The organism is Methylotetracoccus oryzae, from assembly GCF_006175985.1.
GTDB classification, from domain to species: domain Bacteria; phylum Pseudomonadota; class Gammaproteobacteria; order Methylococcales; family Methylococcaceae; genus Methylotetracoccus; species Methylotetracoccus oryzae.
The window spans coordinates 118,989-133,694 of record NZ_SRSH01000002.1 but is presented as its reverse complement, the minus strand read 5'-3'; the positions used below and the strand labels follow the sequence as shown (position 1 = coordinate 133,694).

The 14,706-nt window shown below is 60.6% G+C and carries 18 protein-coding genes; 3 read left to right on the top strand and 15 right to left on the bottom strand.

Going from position 1 to position 14,706, the window contains the following annotated elements; genetic code table 11:
- Positions 1-3: 3 nt before the first annotated feature.
- The 5 genes from pyrR to gshB are packed head-to-tail and all read right to left on the bottom strand — an operon-like array spanning position 4 to position 3,521.
- Complete coding sequence (gene pyrR, locus BWR02_RS03305) at positions 4-531, bottom strand: bifunctional pyr operon transcriptional regulator/uracil phosphoribosyltransferase PyrR (protein WP_139556331.1); 528 nt, start codon at positions 529-531, stop codon at positions 4-6.
- Complete coding sequence (gene ruvX, locus BWR02_RS03300) at positions 528-998, bottom strand: Holliday junction resolvase RuvX (RefSeq protein WP_139556330.1); 471 nt, start codon at positions 996-998, stop codon at positions 528-530. The genes pyrR and ruvX overlap by 4 nt, the downstream gene beginning before the upstream one ends.
- A complete protein-coding gene (locus BWR02_RS03295) occupies positions 991-1,557 on the bottom strand; it encodes a YqgE/AlgH family protein (RefSeq protein WP_139556329.1) in 567 nt (188 codons plus the stop codon). Before BWR02_RS03295 ends, ruvX begins: the two co-directional genes overlap by 8 nt.
- A 38-nt stretch (positions 1,558-1,595) precedes the next feature.
- Positions 1,596-2,561: an energy transducer TonB gene (locus BWR02_RS03290; RefSeq protein ID WP_201276118.1), complete on the bottom strand. Its 966-nt coding sequence runs from the start codon at positions 2,559-2,561 to the stop codon at positions 1,596-1,598.
- Between the two features lie 3 nt (positions 2,562-2,564).
- Positions 2,565-3,521: a glutathione synthase gene (gshB, locus tag BWR02_RS03285; RefSeq protein ID WP_139556328.1), complete on the bottom strand. Its 957-nt coding sequence runs from the start codon at positions 3,519-3,521 to the stop codon at positions 2,565-2,567.
- Between the two features lie 108 nt (positions 3,522-3,629).
- On the opposite strand from gshB, the gene rpmB reads away from it, so the two are divergent.
- The 3 genes from rpmB to BWR02_RS03270 all read left to right on the top strand — a co-directional run bounded on the left by rpmB (position 3,630) and on the right by BWR02_RS03270 (position 5,731).
- The gene (gene rpmB, locus BWR02_RS03280; RefSeq protein ID WP_139556327.1) at positions 3,630-3,866 is read left to right on the top strand and encodes a 50S ribosomal protein L28; all 237 of its coding nucleotides are present in this window, start codon (positions 3,630-3,632) and stop codon (positions 3,864-3,866) included.
- A 30-nt stretch (positions 3,867-3,896) separates the two neighbouring features.
- Positions 3,897-4,052, top strand: a complete 156-nt coding sequence (gene rpmG / locus BWR02_RS03275) for a 50S ribosomal protein L33 (RefSeq protein WP_139556326.1) — start codon at positions 3,897-3,899, stop codon at positions 4,050-4,052.
- A gap of 311 nt (positions 4,053-4,363) precedes the next feature.
- Positions 4,364-5,731 carry a DegQ family serine endoprotease gene (locus tag BWR02_RS03270; RefSeq protein WP_139556325.1) on the top strand — a complete coding sequence of 456 codons (1,368 nt, stop codon included), beginning with the start codon at positions 4,364-4,366 and terminating at the stop codon, positions 5,729-5,731.
- An 89-nt stretch (positions 5,732-5,820) separates the two neighbouring features.
- Here BWR02_RS03270 and BWR02_RS03265 read toward each other — a convergent pair whose 3' ends face one another.
- The 10 genes from BWR02_RS03265 to rplO all read right to left on the bottom strand — a co-directional run bounded on the left by BWR02_RS03265 (position 5,821) and on the right by rplO (position 14,704).
- Complete coding sequence (locus BWR02_RS03265; protein ID WP_139556324.1) at positions 5,821-6,759, bottom strand: branched-chain amino acid transaminase; 939 nt, start codon at positions 6,757-6,759, stop codon at positions 5,821-5,823.
- Positions 6,760-6,798: 39 nt separating this feature from the next.
- On the bottom strand, positions 6,799-9,678 hold the full coding sequence (glnE, locus tag BWR02_RS03260; protein WP_139556323.1) for a bifunctional [glutamate--ammonia ligase]-adenylyl-L-tyrosine phosphorylase/[glutamate--ammonia-ligase] adenylyltransferase: 2,880 nt from the start codon (positions 9,676-9,678) through the stop codon (positions 6,799-6,801).
- A 182-nt stretch (positions 9,679-9,860) separates the two neighbouring features.
- Positions 9,861-10,232 (bottom strand): 50S ribosomal protein L17, encoded by a 372-nt coding sequence (gene rplQ, locus BWR02_RS03255; RefSeq protein ID WP_139556322.1) that lies wholly within the window; start codon positions 10,230-10,232, stop codon positions 9,861-9,863.
- Between the two features lie 59 nt (positions 10,233-10,291).
- Complete coding sequence (locus BWR02_RS03250) at positions 10,292-11,272, bottom strand: DNA-directed RNA polymerase subunit alpha (protein WP_139556321.1); 981 nt, start codon at positions 11,270-11,272, stop codon at positions 10,292-10,294.
- Positions 11,273-11,296: 24 nt separating this feature from the next.
- Positions 11,297-11,917 (bottom strand): 30S ribosomal protein S4, encoded by a 621-nt coding sequence (gene rpsD / locus BWR02_RS03245; protein WP_139556320.1) that lies wholly within the window; start codon positions 11,915-11,917, stop codon positions 11,297-11,299.
- Between the two features lie 16 nt (positions 11,918-11,933).
- Entirely contained in the window at positions 11,934-12,317 is a 384-nt protein-coding gene (rpsK, locus tag BWR02_RS03240; protein ID WP_139556319.1) for a 30S ribosomal protein S11, read from the bottom strand.
- 27 nt (positions 12,318-12,344) lie between these two features.
- A complete protein-coding gene (gene rpsM, locus BWR02_RS03235) occupies positions 12,345-12,701 on the bottom strand; it encodes a 30S ribosomal protein S13 (RefSeq protein WP_139556318.1) in 357 nt (118 codons plus the stop codon).
- Positions 12,702-12,775: 74 nt separating this feature from the next.
- Positions 12,776-12,889, bottom strand: a complete 114-nt coding sequence (gene rpmJ / locus BWR02_RS03230; protein WP_082054193.1) for a 50S ribosomal protein L36 — start codon at positions 12,887-12,889, stop codon at positions 12,776-12,778.
- 37 nt (positions 12,890-12,926) lie between these two features.
- Entirely contained in the window at positions 12,927-14,243 is a 1,317-nt protein-coding gene (gene secY / locus BWR02_RS03225; RefSeq protein ID WP_139556317.1) for a preprotein translocase subunit SecY, read from the bottom strand.
- Between the two features lie 26 nt (positions 14,244-14,269).
- A complete protein-coding gene (rplO, locus tag BWR02_RS03220) occupies positions 14,270-14,704 on the bottom strand; it encodes a 50S ribosomal protein L15 (RefSeq protein WP_139556316.1) in 435 nt (144 codons plus the stop codon).
- Positions 14,705-14,706: the final 2 nt, after the last annotated feature.

Below are 14,706 nucleotides of genomic sequence, written 5' to 3'. Positions count from 1 at the left end.
GCGTCACACCATCTGAGTAACCAGCCGCAGCGGCTCGGGCCCGACCAGTTTTATCCGTTGATTCTGTCCGGCCGAGGCGTGCCCGCCAATGCAGTCCGCCTGAATCGGAATCTGACGCCCGCTGCGCTCCACCAGAACACCCAGCACCACCCGCGCCGGTCGGCCGTAGTCGAAAATCTCGTTGAGCGCAGCGCGGATCGTACGTCCGGTAAACAGCACGTCGTCGATCAGCAGGATGTCACGGCCTTCAACGTTGAACGGCAAGCGGCTCGGACCCACACGCGGATGGACTCCAACCGTCGAAAAATCGTCGCGATAAAAGGAGATGTTCAGCAGGCCGAGCGGCTCCGCCAAACCCAGGCGCGCGTGCAGGGCCGCCGCAATCCAGGCCCCGCCCGTCTCGATACCGACCATCGCCGGGTTCAACAGCCCCCGCCGCTCGATCTCTCGCCGCAGGCTCGCTTCAAGCGTATCGATCAGCGTCGGCACGTCGAAATCCTCGGTGGCGTCTCGCCTCTCCACGACGTTCATGGGACTGACTCGGCAAGGTTCGAGGCTGCCGGTTCATCCAGCCAGGATTGCAGTATCAGTCGCGCGGCCAGCTCGTCCTTCTGAGCGGCGAACCGAACGGATCGGTGGTGATCTCCGCCAAAAAAACGCGCGCGTGCATCGGCGGTCGAGAGTGTTTCGTCGAACGCAAAGACAGGCAAACGGTACCGTCTGGCCAGGCCGGCGGCAAAATGTCCGATCGCGACCTGAACGGGATTCTCCTCACCTGGCTGGGCATAGGGCCAGCCCACGACGAATGCCGCCGGCTGCCAGGTCGTCCGGATCTCCGAAATGGTCTTCCAAGGTTCGTGCTTACGGCCCAGCAGAATCGTGCACAGCGCCGCGGCCGAGCGGGTCACCGTCTGACCGACTGCAACGCCGATCCGCTTGGTGCCGAAGTCGAAGCCGACGACCACGCCAGCGATACTCTCGGGGCGTACTTCAGGCATGGCCCGCCGTACTGCCCAGCAGTCCGATATCGATTCCCATCAGCCCGGCTGCGGCCTTCCAGCGCTGCGTGGCCGGGAGATCGAACAGGATGGGCGCCTCGGCCGGAGCGTTCAGCCAGGCGTTCTCGCCGATCTCCCGCTCCAACTGGCCCTTCGCCCACCCGGCATAACCCAACGCGACCAGAATACGGCGGGGGCCGCGACCGGACCCGATCGCTTCGAGAATGTCCCGGGATGTCGTCAGCGCGATGGAGTCGGAGACCGTCAGCGTCGAATCCCACTGTTCGCCCGGTTCGTGCAGCACAAAGCCTCGCTCGCGATGGACCGGCCCACCGAAGTAGACCTGCGCCTGTCCGACGGAAGCCGTCTCCACTTCGATATTCATCTGCTCCATGACCTCGCCCAGTGTGAGTTCCGACGGCCGGTTCACGATGATGCCCAAGGCACCATCGGCGCTGTGCTGGCAAAGGTAGGTCACCGTCTTGGCGAAGATCGGATCGGCGAGGCCCGGCATGGCGATCAGGAAATGATTGGTCAGATTGTCCGCTTGCTCGTTCATGGCTGTTCTTTGTCGGAGCGGCAAGGTGCTGCCGAGCGTCAAGGCGCCGTCGACAGATGGTGATCCGTAAAGAAGCGCCAAGTCCGGGTGATTACGAGCACATCGTAATCCGCTTTTAACTGCGAGGGAAACGGCGCGAACGGCGCCGCGAGGCGAACGATCCTGACGGCCGCCTCATCGAGTTCCGCGTGCCCGGATGACTTTGCGACATTGATGCCTTTCAGACTGCCGTCCGCATTGACACCCACGGTCAGCAGCAGACCTCCGCTCAAGTTCTTGCGGCGCGCTTCTTCAGGGTAGTTCAGGTTGCCGATGCGCTCCACTTTGTCCTGCCATGCCCTTTCGTACGCATCCGCGGCATAGCGATGAGTCGTCACCTGGGCTACATAAGCCGTCCGAGCAGGCATTGCGGACTCCCTGGCCCGGGTCTCGGTGTAAGAGGCCGTCCACTCGCTAATCTGCCGGTCTAGCAGCGATGACGTCACCCGAGGCCGCTCGACAGGTGGCGCCGACCCCGCAGCAGCGTCCGATGCCGATGGCACGCCCGAAAGCGGCGCGTCCGCGGCGGGCGCCTCCGTCGCCGCCTGGACGCTGCGCGCAGGCACGCGTTCCACTCGCGCCTTCCGCGGCAGAGGCTTCGGCACCGGAGTGTAAGTTGCGATCGTCGGCGAGTCTGCTGCGGAGGCCCGCGCACTGCCGGCACCGACCATCGCAGCGGGCCCGGTGGCGACATTTGGCCCGGTCGGTGCGGCCTTGGAGCTAACCTCTGGCGGATTGATCGCGCCCGGCCGGCTCTCGGCTTGGGCCGGAACGTGGCCCGCCGCGTCAACGGCCACCGGCGTCGGCGTACGCTCCAGCGCGATGTCGAGCACGGTGGCCGGCGGCCGGTTGATCGCGACCGGCGGCAGATCGAGCCGTACTGCGTACAGCACCGCGCCGTGCAGCAGCAGCGCTGCCAGCAGAAAGGGCAGCAAACGATCGCCGGACTGCGGCCAGCTGTTCATGAATCAGGAAGCCTCGGCGACAGTCGCTGCGATGTGGTCCATCAAGCGGGCGCTGATATTGAGTCCGAACTGACGGTCAAGCTCCTGTACACAGGTGGGGCTCGTGACATTGACCTCAGTCAGATAATCGCCGATGACGTCCAGCCCGACGAAGGCCAGTCCCCGCTTCTTCAGTTCGGGCGCAACCTGGGCCGCAATCCAGCGATCGCGTTCCGTGAGCGGCCGGCCTTCGGCCCGACCACCGGCCGCGAGGTTGCCACGGCTCTCACCCGCCGCGGGAATGCGCGCAAGCGCGTAGGGAACGGCCTCGCCGTTGACGACGAGTATGCGTTTGTCGCCGTCGACGATTTCCGGCAGATAACGCTGCGCCATGACAAAACGTGTATTGTGCCGGGTCATGGTCTCGAGGATCACCGTCAAATTGGGATCGCCCAGCGCAACCCGAAAGATCGACGCACCCCCCATGCCATCCAGCGGCTTCAGGATGATCTCTTCCTGCTCGTGCAGGAACTCCCGCAAACGTGCCGCTTCCCGCGCCACCAGCGTCGGCGCACAGCATTGCGGAAACCACGAGGTGAACAGCTTTTCGTTGGCGTCGCGTAGCGAGCGCGGCCTGTTGATGACACGAACGCCGTGGTTCTCCGCGCACTCGAGCAGATAGGTTGCGTAGATATACTCCTGATCGAAGGGCGGATCCTTGCGCATCAGGACGACATCGAGTGAGTCCAGAGGCAGTGTTTCCTCGCCGTGGAAGCGATACCACGCGTCTTCGTTGCGCGTTACGCTCAGCAAGCGAACGCGAGCAAAGGCGCGGCCATCCCGCAGGAACAAGTCGTTCAACTCCATGTAGTAGAGCGGCCAACCACGCGCCTGCGCTTCGAGCAACAACGCGAAACTGGTGTCCTTTTCGATCTTGATCTTGCCGATCGGATCCATGACGATACCGAGCTTCAGGCTCATCGCGGCCCCTCCGAACCCCGGTGTGGCGCGGCCCGCAGGGATTGACGACTGCGACTCGCTTCATATATAAAGCGGAGTTTGATCTCACTCAAGGTTTCGAGGCTCACGATGTCCAGAACGTGCCAGGTAACGGGTAAACGCCGTATTGTAGGCCATAACGTCTCCCATGCTAACAACAAGACCAAGAAGGTCTTCAACCCGAACGTGCATGATCACCGCTTCTGGGTTGCCAGCGAAAACCGTTGGGTCAAGCTGCGCGTATCCAACCAGGGTCTGCGGACGATCGACAAGAACGGCATCGAAGCTGTGTTGGCTGACATGCGGAAACGCGGCGTAACCGTCTAAACCCATCGCCAAAAATCAGGAGCGACTCTGATGCGGGACAAAATCAAGCTTATTTCGTCAGCCGGAACCGGGCATTTCTATACGACCAGCAAGAACAAGAAGACCATGCCGGAAAAGATGGAAATCAAGAAGTTTGATCCGGTCGTGCGAAAGCACGTGATGTACAAGGAAGGCAAGATCAAATGACCGCCTGGGCAGGCGCTCCCGGACGCGCCTGCCCCCATCGCTTGAACCATCGCGCCCCACTCTCAGCAGAGGCGCACCCGGAGGAAGAAATTGTCGCTTCACTCCGCTTGAACTCCAACCAGCATCGCCTCCGAGCCCCACCGGCATCCTGCACTGGCTGAAGCCTGCAGGCACCACCCTGCCCCGCAGCGCGCCATTGCACGCCCTCGCCCCCTTGAAATTCGGGTTCGCACGAAGCATATCGGCAAGATGGTCAAGGGGCCCCAAGGCTCCTCCCCAACGCCAACGATTGCACACTTAAGGTGAGGTTCATGCGCAAGGTTCGGATTCCCTTACTCCCCGTCGTTGCTCTGGCCTGCCTGGGCGGATTGCAGCCGATGGCGCCTGCCTTGGGCGCCTGGCCGGACAGCATCGATGGACAGCGGCTGCCCAGCCTCGCCCCGATGCTGCGGAAGACAACGCCCGCAGTCGTGAACATTTCGACGCGCACACGGATTGAAACGGCAGAGCACCCCCTCATGCGCGATCCGTTCTTCAGACATTTTTTCCAGATGCCGGACGCACCGCAACAACGCCAGTCCTCCAGCCTCGGATCGGGCGTTATCGTCGATGCCGCGCGGGGTTATATCCTCACGAACAACCACGTGATCGACAAGGCACAAGAGATCACGGTCACGCTCAGCGATGGTCGACAACTGAACGCGACGCTGGTCGGCACCGATCCCGAATCGGATGTTGCCGTGATCAAGACCGAGCCGCAGAATCTCACCGCACTACCCATTGCCGATTCGGATAAGTTGGAAGTCGGGGATTTCGTCGTGGCCATCGGCAATCCCTTCGGCCTGGGTCAGAGCGTCACCTCCGGGATCGTCAGTGCATTGGGTCGATCGGGCCTCGGGATCGAGGGTTACGAGGATTTCATACAGACCGACGCATCGATCAACCCCGGCAACTCGGGCGGCGCGCTCGTGAACCTGAACGGGGAACTGGTCGGCATCAACACTGCCATCATCGCGCCGAGCGGCGGGAATGTCGGCATCGGTTTTGCCATCCCGTCGAAAATGGCGGCCCAGATCAAGGACCAGCTGATCGAGCACGGCGAGATCCGCCGCGGTCTACTTGGCATCAGCGCCCAGGATCTGACGCCGGAACTCGCTCAGGCGTTCGCGTTACCGCAGAATCAGGGCGCGGTGATCAGTTCCGTGCAGGCCGGCTCGCCGGCGGCCCGCGCTCAGCTCGAACCTGGCGATATCGTGCTTGCGATCAACGGCCGCAAGGTCAGGAATAGCATGGACGTCCGCAATGCCATCGGATTGCTGCGCGTCGGTGAGAAGGTCGAGGTCGAGGTCATCCACAAGGGCGACACGGTGACCCGAAGCGCCGAGATTGCCGCACCGAAAATCGTCCGTGAAGACGGCAACAAAATTCACCCCAAACTCGCTGGAACCGTGCTCGAGAACACGCCGCCGGATGCGCCTGCGACAGGCGTACTGGTCGAGCGGATCCACAGTGCTTCCTATGCCTGGGCTGCTGGACTGCGCCCGGGGGACATCCTCGTGATGGCGAACCGCCGCCCGATCACCAATCTGGATGATCTCGCGGCCGCCGCCAAAGGCAGCAAGGAGTTGCTGCTAAACCTGCAGCGCGGCAGCGGCGCCTTTTTCCTGATGCTGCGTTAGCCCGAGGACGCGACTCCTGCTCGGGCAGTTTGCTTGAGGGGTTGCGACGTCGCCGATGAAGCGATGGCCGCAACCCGCACCGCCCGGGTTCAATCCGCTATGCGGTCGACATAGCTCAGCCATTCCGTACGCTCCGCCTGTTTCCCATGCACGTACGAAAAATAGAGCGACTGCAGCTTTTCAGTAACAGGCCCACGCCCACCATAAGGACCAATGCTGCGAGAGTCCACTTCGCGTATCGGCGTCACTTCGGCAGCCGTACCGGTGAAGAATGCTTCATCCGCAACATAGACCTCGTCTCGCGTGATGCGCTTTTCGCGCACCTCGATACCCAGATCAGCGGCGAGCGTCATGATCGTCTCGCGCGTGATTCCTTCCAGGGCCGATGTCAGATCCGGCGTGTACAGGCAGCCATTCCGTACGATGAAGATATTCTCACCGCTACCCTCGGCAACGAAGCCTTCGTGGTCCAACAGCAGAGCTTCGTCGCACCCGGCTGCAACGGCCTCCTTCACCGCCAGGATCGAGTTCAGGTAGTTGCCATTCGCCTTGGCCTTCAGCATGGCACTGTTGACGTGGCTGCGCGTAAAAGACGAGGTGCGCACGCGAATGCCCCGGGTCATGTTCTCCGCGCCTAGATAGCTGCCCCATTCCCAGGCGGCAACCATTACATGCACCTTCAGGTTGCTTGCATGCAGTCCCATGCCTTCGCTGCCCAGGAAACACATCGGGCGAATGTAGGCACTCGCCAACCGATTCCGGGTGACTGCTTCGCACTGAATGCGGTTGAGCGTGTCCCTGTCATAGGGCATGGACATCGCCATGATGTGAGCCGAGCGGAACAACCGATCGGTATGGTCACGCAACCGAAAGATCGCCGCGCCGCGGTCGGTCTGGTAGGCCCGGAGACCCTCGAAGACGCCGCACCCGTAATGCAGTGTGTGGGTCAGCACGTGGACTTTGGCGTCGCGCCAATCGATCCATTCGCCGTCCAGCCAGATCACACCGTCTCTATCCTCCATCGCCATGGACTCACTCCTGCATGGGAAATTAATCGTGAAGCGTCACTAATCTTGCATAATGCGTTGCCATATCCGCTCAATAGCGGCACTTTCGGCAGAATTCTCGCTGCTCGGAACCAGCGCGGGTTCTTCCCGCAAGGCGCAGCGGTGAACCTGGGCGCGATAGTGGCAGTAGACGTTTCGGAGCGTCTCCGCGTCTTCGGGCGAAAGGAAATTCACATCCCGCAAGGCATCGAGCAGGCGAACCACATCGGTCCACCGCGTGATCGCCGGGGCGGCGGCGGCATTAGCTAGGACCCCGAATTGTACAATAAACTCGATGTCCGCAATACCGCCAACCCCCTGTTTCAAATCAAAGACCTGCGAATCAACAACGAGCAGGTGCTGACGCATCTTCTCGCGCATTTCCACGACTTCGGCGCGTAGCGTCGTCTTGTCACGCGGGCGTGCCAGCGTGTCGCACCGGATCTCGGAAAAACGCTCACCCACGACCGCGTCCCCGGCGATGAAGCGCGCCCGGACCAAGGATTGCTGCTCCCAAGTCCAGGCCGACTCGCGTTGATAGGTTTCGTACGCCTCCAGACTGCTCACGAGCAATCCGGAATTCCCGCTAGGTCTCAGACGCAGATCGATCTCATACAAGGCACCGGCGTGCGTCTGCGTGGTCATCAGGGAGACCAGACGCTTGGCGACCCGCGCATAAAACTCGGCCACCGTCACCGGGCTGGAGCCCTCGGTCAACGTCGTCACATCCGGGGCGTTGTGGAGAAAGACCAAATCGAGGTCCGAGCCGTAGCCCAATTCGAGGCCCCCGAGCTTGCCATAGGCCACGACCCCGAAACCACGCAGGTCTTCAGGACCGGCCGAACCGGGTGGCCCACCATGCCGGCCCACAGTCACGCGCCATGCCTCCCGCAACACGCCGTCCACCAGGGTTTCGGCTAGGTAGCTCAGATAGTCGCTAACCACCATGAGGGGGGTGACGCCCATGATGTCGGTCGCCGCCACGCGCAAAAGGTTCGCCTGCTTGAATTGACGGAACGCCACCATTCGCTGTTCGGCATCGCCCAAATCGACCAGGGTGAGTTTCTCTTCCAGTTCTGCCGCCAGTTCCGAGCGGCTCAACGGACGATAGAGCGCCCGGGGATCCAGTAACTCGTCCAGTAGTACCGGAAACTGGGTAATATGTTGGATGATCCAGGGGCTTGCAACGGCGAACCTGACAAGTTGCGACAAGGCCAGGGGATTTTCCGCCAATAGCGCGAAATAGACACTCCGCGACGCGATGGACTCTAGGAGTCGCAACAAGCGCCCTAAGGCCAACTCGGGATCGAGACTCGTAGCCACCGCCCGCAATATCAGCGGCATCAACCGATTGAGGTCGGCAGCCCCGCGGCTCGTCAGGCGCTTCACCGGGCGGGCGTGCTCAAAATCCTCAAGCAACCGCCACGCCAGTTGAGGGTCCGGAAATCCGACCGACTCCAGCCACGCAGTGGGTGGCAACTCCCCGCCGACGCAATAGACCTGCTCCTCACCTTCGGTATGCGGCGCCGCCATCACCTGCTCAAAGACCTCGTGCGTCTGACGCCGCAGGTCATCTACACGAGCCTTTAACGCGGGCCAATCCCCATAGCCGAGCGACCAGGCAAGAAGCGCCTGATGCTCCGGCCCCTGTGGCAAGTCGTGCGTCTGTTGGTCCTGAAATTCCTGCAGCCGATTCTCTATCATGCGCAGGAATCGATAAGATTCCGTCAGTTTGCGGACCACCGCTTCCGGCAGGTGGCCCTGCCGCGCCAGCATGGCCAAAGTCTCGATGACACGACGGTCGCGCAAGCCGCGTTCATGACCTCCTCGAATCAACTGGAAGACCTGAGCGACGAATTCGATTTCGCGTATCCCACCCAGACCCAGCTTTATGTTCTCCTGGCGATCGCGGCGCAGAACCTCCGTGAGAATCTTCTGTTTCAGATCCCGCAGTTCCCCGAACGCCCGGTAGTCCAGATACCTGCGGTAGACGAAGGACTCGATCAGCGCGTCAAGTTGTCGCGTCGAGACGGCATCGCCCGAGATGACACGCGCCTTGACCATCGCGTAGCGTTCCCATTCGCGCGCCTGGGTCTGGAAATAAAGCTCTAGCGCGTCGAAACTCATGACCAGTGGTCCGCTGTCCCCGAAGGGCCGCAGGCGCATGTCGACACGGAATACGAAGCCCGCATCGGTCGTTTCATCGAGGAGCTGAATGAGGCGGCGACCCAGGCGCGTGTAGAATTCCGAATAGCTCGTTGCTCGCCGGTCCGGAAAGGCTCCCTCGCTGCGAAAGAGGAAGATCAGGTCGATATCCGAGGAAAAGTTGAGTTCCCAGGCGCCGAGCTTCCCCATACCGACGACGCATAACGGCTGCACGTCGCCTTCCGGGGTAAGCGGTGTGCCTGTTGCCTTGCAAGCGCGATCAAAAAGGACGGCGAGCGCTTCGGAGACGATCGCTTCCGCGAGTTCGGAGGTCTCGCGTAGCGTCGCATCGATGTCGGCCAGTCCTGCGATGTCACGCCACGCCAGGCGCGCCATCTCCCGCATCCGGAAGCGCCGCAGGACGGGCCCGAGGTCCGCCTCGTTCGAGCAGGACGACAGCGCCAGCCTCAGTGACTCACGGTACGCCACAATGCCCGTGGCCGTGAGCAATCGTTGCAGCGTTTCCTCTGCTGAGAGCCATTCCGGCTCCCGCAAGCACCATTGCATCACGAAAGGACTTGCGGACCACACGAGCACGACGGATTCCGCGATCTTTTGCGGGATCGAATCCAAGGCGCCGTATTGCTTCAGAAAGGCCAACCACGCTTCCTCGGCCCGCGCGTGTATGCCAGCGGGAAGCGTTGCGTAGCCAGGGGGGATTGGTACGGCGGCGGGCCCCGAGATCGAATCTGTCATGCCGGAAGCTCACCCACCACAGTGTGCGAGGCGCGCCGCGTCCTGTTCAGGCGCACGGACTAATGAAGGAAGGCACGCGATAGTGCCGGTGGGAAGGGACGGACGCCGCGACATGCGGCCCGGCGCCCAAAACTAAGGAGCTTACGGCCGCGCCGACTTCGGCTGGGCCGCGGACTGCACTGTCAGGCGTCTACCGTGCGATCCACCAACTCTACATAGGCCATCGGGGCGTTGTCGCCCGGACGAAAACCGCATTTGATGATACGGAGATAACCGCCCGGGCGGTCCCTGTAACGCGGCGCCAGTTCGTCAAACAGTTTAGTCACGGCAGCACGATCACGCATTCGCGCAAACGCCAGCCGCCGACCGGCTACGCTGTCATTTCGCTTCGACAGAGTGATCAGGGGCTCCGCATAACGACGCAGTTCTTTGGCCTTAGGCAGAGTCGTCTGAATCATTTCGACGTGGAACAGCGAATTGACCATGTTCCGGAATAACGCGCTGCGGTGAGAGCTGTCGATGTTGAATTTTCGACCGGCTTTACGGTGACGCATGGAATTGTCCTACGAGCTTATTGTTTAGAGTATTCGGGGTCGCCCACGCGACCGGATGCTCACTGTCCCGGACGCTTGAGCCCTTCGGGCGGCCAATTCTCTAGGCGCATACCCAGCTGCAGACCCTTGGTCGCAAGCACGTCTTTGATCTCCATCAGCGACTTCTTGCCCAGGTTCGGAGTCCGCAACAAATCGACTTCGGTGCGCTGAATGAGGTCACCGATATAGAAGATGTTTTCCGCCTTAAGGCAGTTCGCCGAGCGTACCGTCAACTCGAGATCATCCACCGGACGCATGAGAAGTGGATCAAAGTGTGTCGGCGGGTGATCCACCTTCGACACCATCTCCGTATTGAGATCGAGCAGCACCGACAGATGCTGATTCAGTATCGACGCCGCATCGCGCACAGCCTCCTCCGGATCAACCGTGCCGTTGGTCTCGATCTCGATCACCAGGCGGTCGAGGTCGGTGCGCTGTTCAACCCGGGCGCTCTCGACCAGGTACGACACCTTTTTGATCGGGCTGAACCAAGCGTCCAGATGTAAGGTACCGATCGGCGCCTCGCTCTCCACCAACCGCGAAGCGACCGATTGATAGCCCCGCCCCTTCTGCACGCGCAGCGACATCGAGAGCTTTACCGGGCTTGTCAGGTGGGCAATCACCAAATCCGGATTCACGATCTCAACCTCGTGCGTCAGAGCGATGTCCGATGCCAGCACGACGCCAGGCCCAGTCTTTTCCAACCGAAGAGTTGCCTCGTCGCCATGCGACTTAATCGACAAGTCCTTCAGGTTGAGAAGAATATCGATCACGTCTTCCTGCACGCCATCGATGAAGGCGTACTCATGCAGCACGCCTTCGATAGCCGCCTCGGTCACGGCACATCCCGGAATGGACGACAACAGCACCCTGCGCAGCGCATTGCCGAGCGTATGACCAAAGCCCCGCTCCAGCGGCTCGATAACGATGCGCGCACTGTGGCTTTCGATGGGACTGACGCTTATCAGCCGCGGTCTGATCAAATCAGCAAGATTCTGCATAGACGCTTCCGAGGAGGGAGGTAATTACTTGGAGTAGAGTTCGACAACCAACTGCTCGTTGATGTCCGAGCCAAGTTCCGCGCGCTCCGGAGGCATGCGGAAGGTACCCTTCATTTGGGCGACATCCACATCCACCCAGGACGGAAAGCCGTACTGTTCCGTAACCTGAAGTGCATCCTTGATCCGCTGCTGCGCCTTGGCGCGCTCGCGGATGGTGATCACATCGCCGCTCTTCACCAGATATGACGGTATGTTCAAAACGCTCTCATTGACACAAACCGCCTTGTGGCTGACCAGTTGGCGCGCCTCTGCCCGTGTCGAAGCAAAGCCCATCCGGTAGACGACGTTGTCAAGCCGGCATTCCAAAATGCTAAGAAGATTTTCGCCGGTCGAGCCCTTGCGGCGCGAAGCCTCCTGGTAATAACCCCGAAATTGACGCTCCAACACACCGTAAATGCGACGCAGCTTTTGCTTCGCACGCAGCTGCGCCGCGTAGTCCGTCAGCCGCGCACGCTTCTGGCCGTGTTGTCCAGGAGGCTGATCCAGCTTGCATTTCGATTCGAGCGACTTCCCCCGCGACTTGTGGAACAGATCGCTGCCTTCGCGGCGGCTCAGCTTGCACTTGGGACCAATATATCTTGCCATTTACACAGCTCCGTATTCAGACACGCCGCTTCTTGGGCGGCCGGCAACCGTTATGAGGGATGGGAGTCGTGTCGACGATGTTGGTGATCTTGAAACCAAGCGCGTTGAGCGACCGCACCGCGGACTCGCGACCCGGACCTGGACCGGTAATGCGCACATCGAGGTTGCGCATGCCGTATTCCTTCGCGATGTTACCCGCCTTCTCAGCGGCAACCTGCGCCGCGAAGGGCGTGCTCTTGCGAGAGCCGCGAAAGCCCGAAGCGCCGGCACTGGCCCAAGAGAGCGCATTGCCTTTTCGGTCCGTGATCGTGATGATCGTGTTGTTGAAGGACGCGCTGATATGCGCGATGCCATCACTGATGTCCTTCTTGATCTTTTTTGTCGAGCGACCTGTTGCCATTTCTGTCCGAAACCTCTGAGCCAGACCTTACTTACGAATGGGCCGGCGCGGCCCCTTACGGGTGCGTGCGTTGGTCCGAGTGCGTTGACCGCGAACGGGCAGACCGCGACGGTGGCGAAGCCCGCGGAAACAGCTCAAATCCATTAGCCGTTTGATGTTCATCGAGGTTTCGCGTCGCAGGTCACCCTCGACAACGAATCGACCCACTTCTTCACGCAACCGATCGATTTGCTCGTCGTTGAGCGTCTTGACCTTCGCCGCAGGGTCGATCCCGGCGCGCTCGCAGATTACACCGGCGCGCGTAGCCCCGACTCCGTAGATGGAACGCAGCGAGATCACCACGTGTTTATGGTCCGGTATGTTTACGCCGGCAATTCGTGCCATTTTCCTTCTCCAGCTATACTGGCCCGTTTAAGTGAATCGCGAATCATATCACTGTTTGACGCAAAGACCAATAATCAGCCTTGGCGCTGCTTGTGCCGCGCGTCCTTGCAAATGATGCGGACAGTGCCCTTCCGCTTCAAAACTTTGCAGTTGCGGCAGATCTTCTTGACGGAAGCTCTTACTTTCATGATTTATGCCCTCCGGTCGCCGGCAGACTGCCGACCATCATTTGATTTTGATGTTGGACTTCTTCAAAAGCCCTTCGTACTGATGCGAGATGATGTAGGTCTGGATCTGTGACATGAAATCCATGACCACGACGACGATGATCAAAAGCGATGTCCCGCCGAAGTAGAACGGTACGTTCCAGTACACGATCAGGAACTCCGGCAACAAGCACACCGCCGTGATATAAATCGCGCCGATCAGTGTCAGACGCGTCATCACGCTGTCTATATACTGTGCCGTCTGTTGGCCCGGCCGTATTCCGGGCACGAAGGCGCCGGACTTCTTGAGATTGTCTGCCGTTTCGTTGGTATTGAAGACCAACGCGGCATAGAAGAAACAAAAGAAGATGATCGCAGCCGCGTAACAGAACACGTAGAGCGGCTGGCCCGGCGACAGTGCCGTTGCCACATCCTGCAGCCAGGACAGCTCTTCGCTGCTGCCAAACCAACCCGCGATGGTCGTCGGAAACAGGATGATGCTAGACGCGAAAATTGGCGGTATGACACCCGACATATTCAGCTTCAACGGCAGAAAACTCTTGTGCGCCGCATACATCCGACGCCCTTCCTGACGCTTCGCATAGTTGATCGTGATTCGGCGCTGCCCTCGCTCGACGAAAACCACCAACGCCGTCACGGCCAACGCCAACGCGAAGAGCAATACGATACTCATCGGCCCCATTTCACCGGTGCGCGCGAGTTCGAGCGTACCCCCGATCGCTGACGGCAAACCGGCAACGATGCCAGAAAAAATGATGATCGAGATGCCATTTCCGATCCCGCGCTCGGTAACCTGCTCACCCAACCACATCAGGAATACCGTGCCGGCGACGAGCGAAACGGCCGTGACGAAGAGAAAGTGAAACCCAGGCGCAATGACGACCGATGATCCGGCGGCGGTTTGATTCTGCAGCGCGAGCCCGACACCGATCGCCTGGAAACTGGCCAGCCCGACGGTTCCGTATCGCGTGTACTGGTTGAGCCTGCGACGCCCGGACTCCCCCTCCTTCTTGATCTGTTCCAATTGCGGCACCACGACGGTCATCAACTGAATGATGATCGACGCGGAGATGTAGGGCATGATCCCAAGAGCGAAAATGCTCAGCCGTTTGAAGGCACCACCCGAGAACATGTTGACCATGTCCAGGAAGCCACCCTGCTGCGAAAAAAGAGCGGCAAGTGCTTTAGGATCCACCCCGGGGATCGGGATGTGCGCTCCGACTCGGTAGACGAATAGCGCGCCCAGCACGAACAGCAGTCGCTGCCGCAACTCCGTCAATTTACCCAGTTGATCTCCGAGACCTGTCGTAGCCACGCCCAGCCCGCCTTTTTGTTATTGCTTTAGTCTTCCACTCGCCCGCCACAGGCCTCGATTTTCTCTCGAGCACCCGCGCTGGCGTGGATCCCTTTCAACACGATCCGCCGCTCGATTTCGCCCTTCACGATCGCTTTCACGCGCAGCGTGTGAGCCGGCACGAGGCCCGCCGCCTTCAAGACGCCCAAATCGATATCTTCCTGCGGGAGCCCGTTCAGACTCCGCAGCGTCACCTCGGCCACGTAACGCTTCTTCAGTGACCGGAAACCCACTTTTGGCAGCCGGCGCTGGAGAGGCATCTGGCCACCCTCGAAACCGACCTTGTGGAAGCCACCCGCACGCGCCTTCTGGCCTTTGTGTCCCTTGCCGCTGGTCTTGCCGAGGCCCGAACCGATCCCTCGCCCTAAGCGACGTTTTTCTTGGCGGCTGCCCGGGGCTGGGCTGATGGTGTTCAGAAACATAA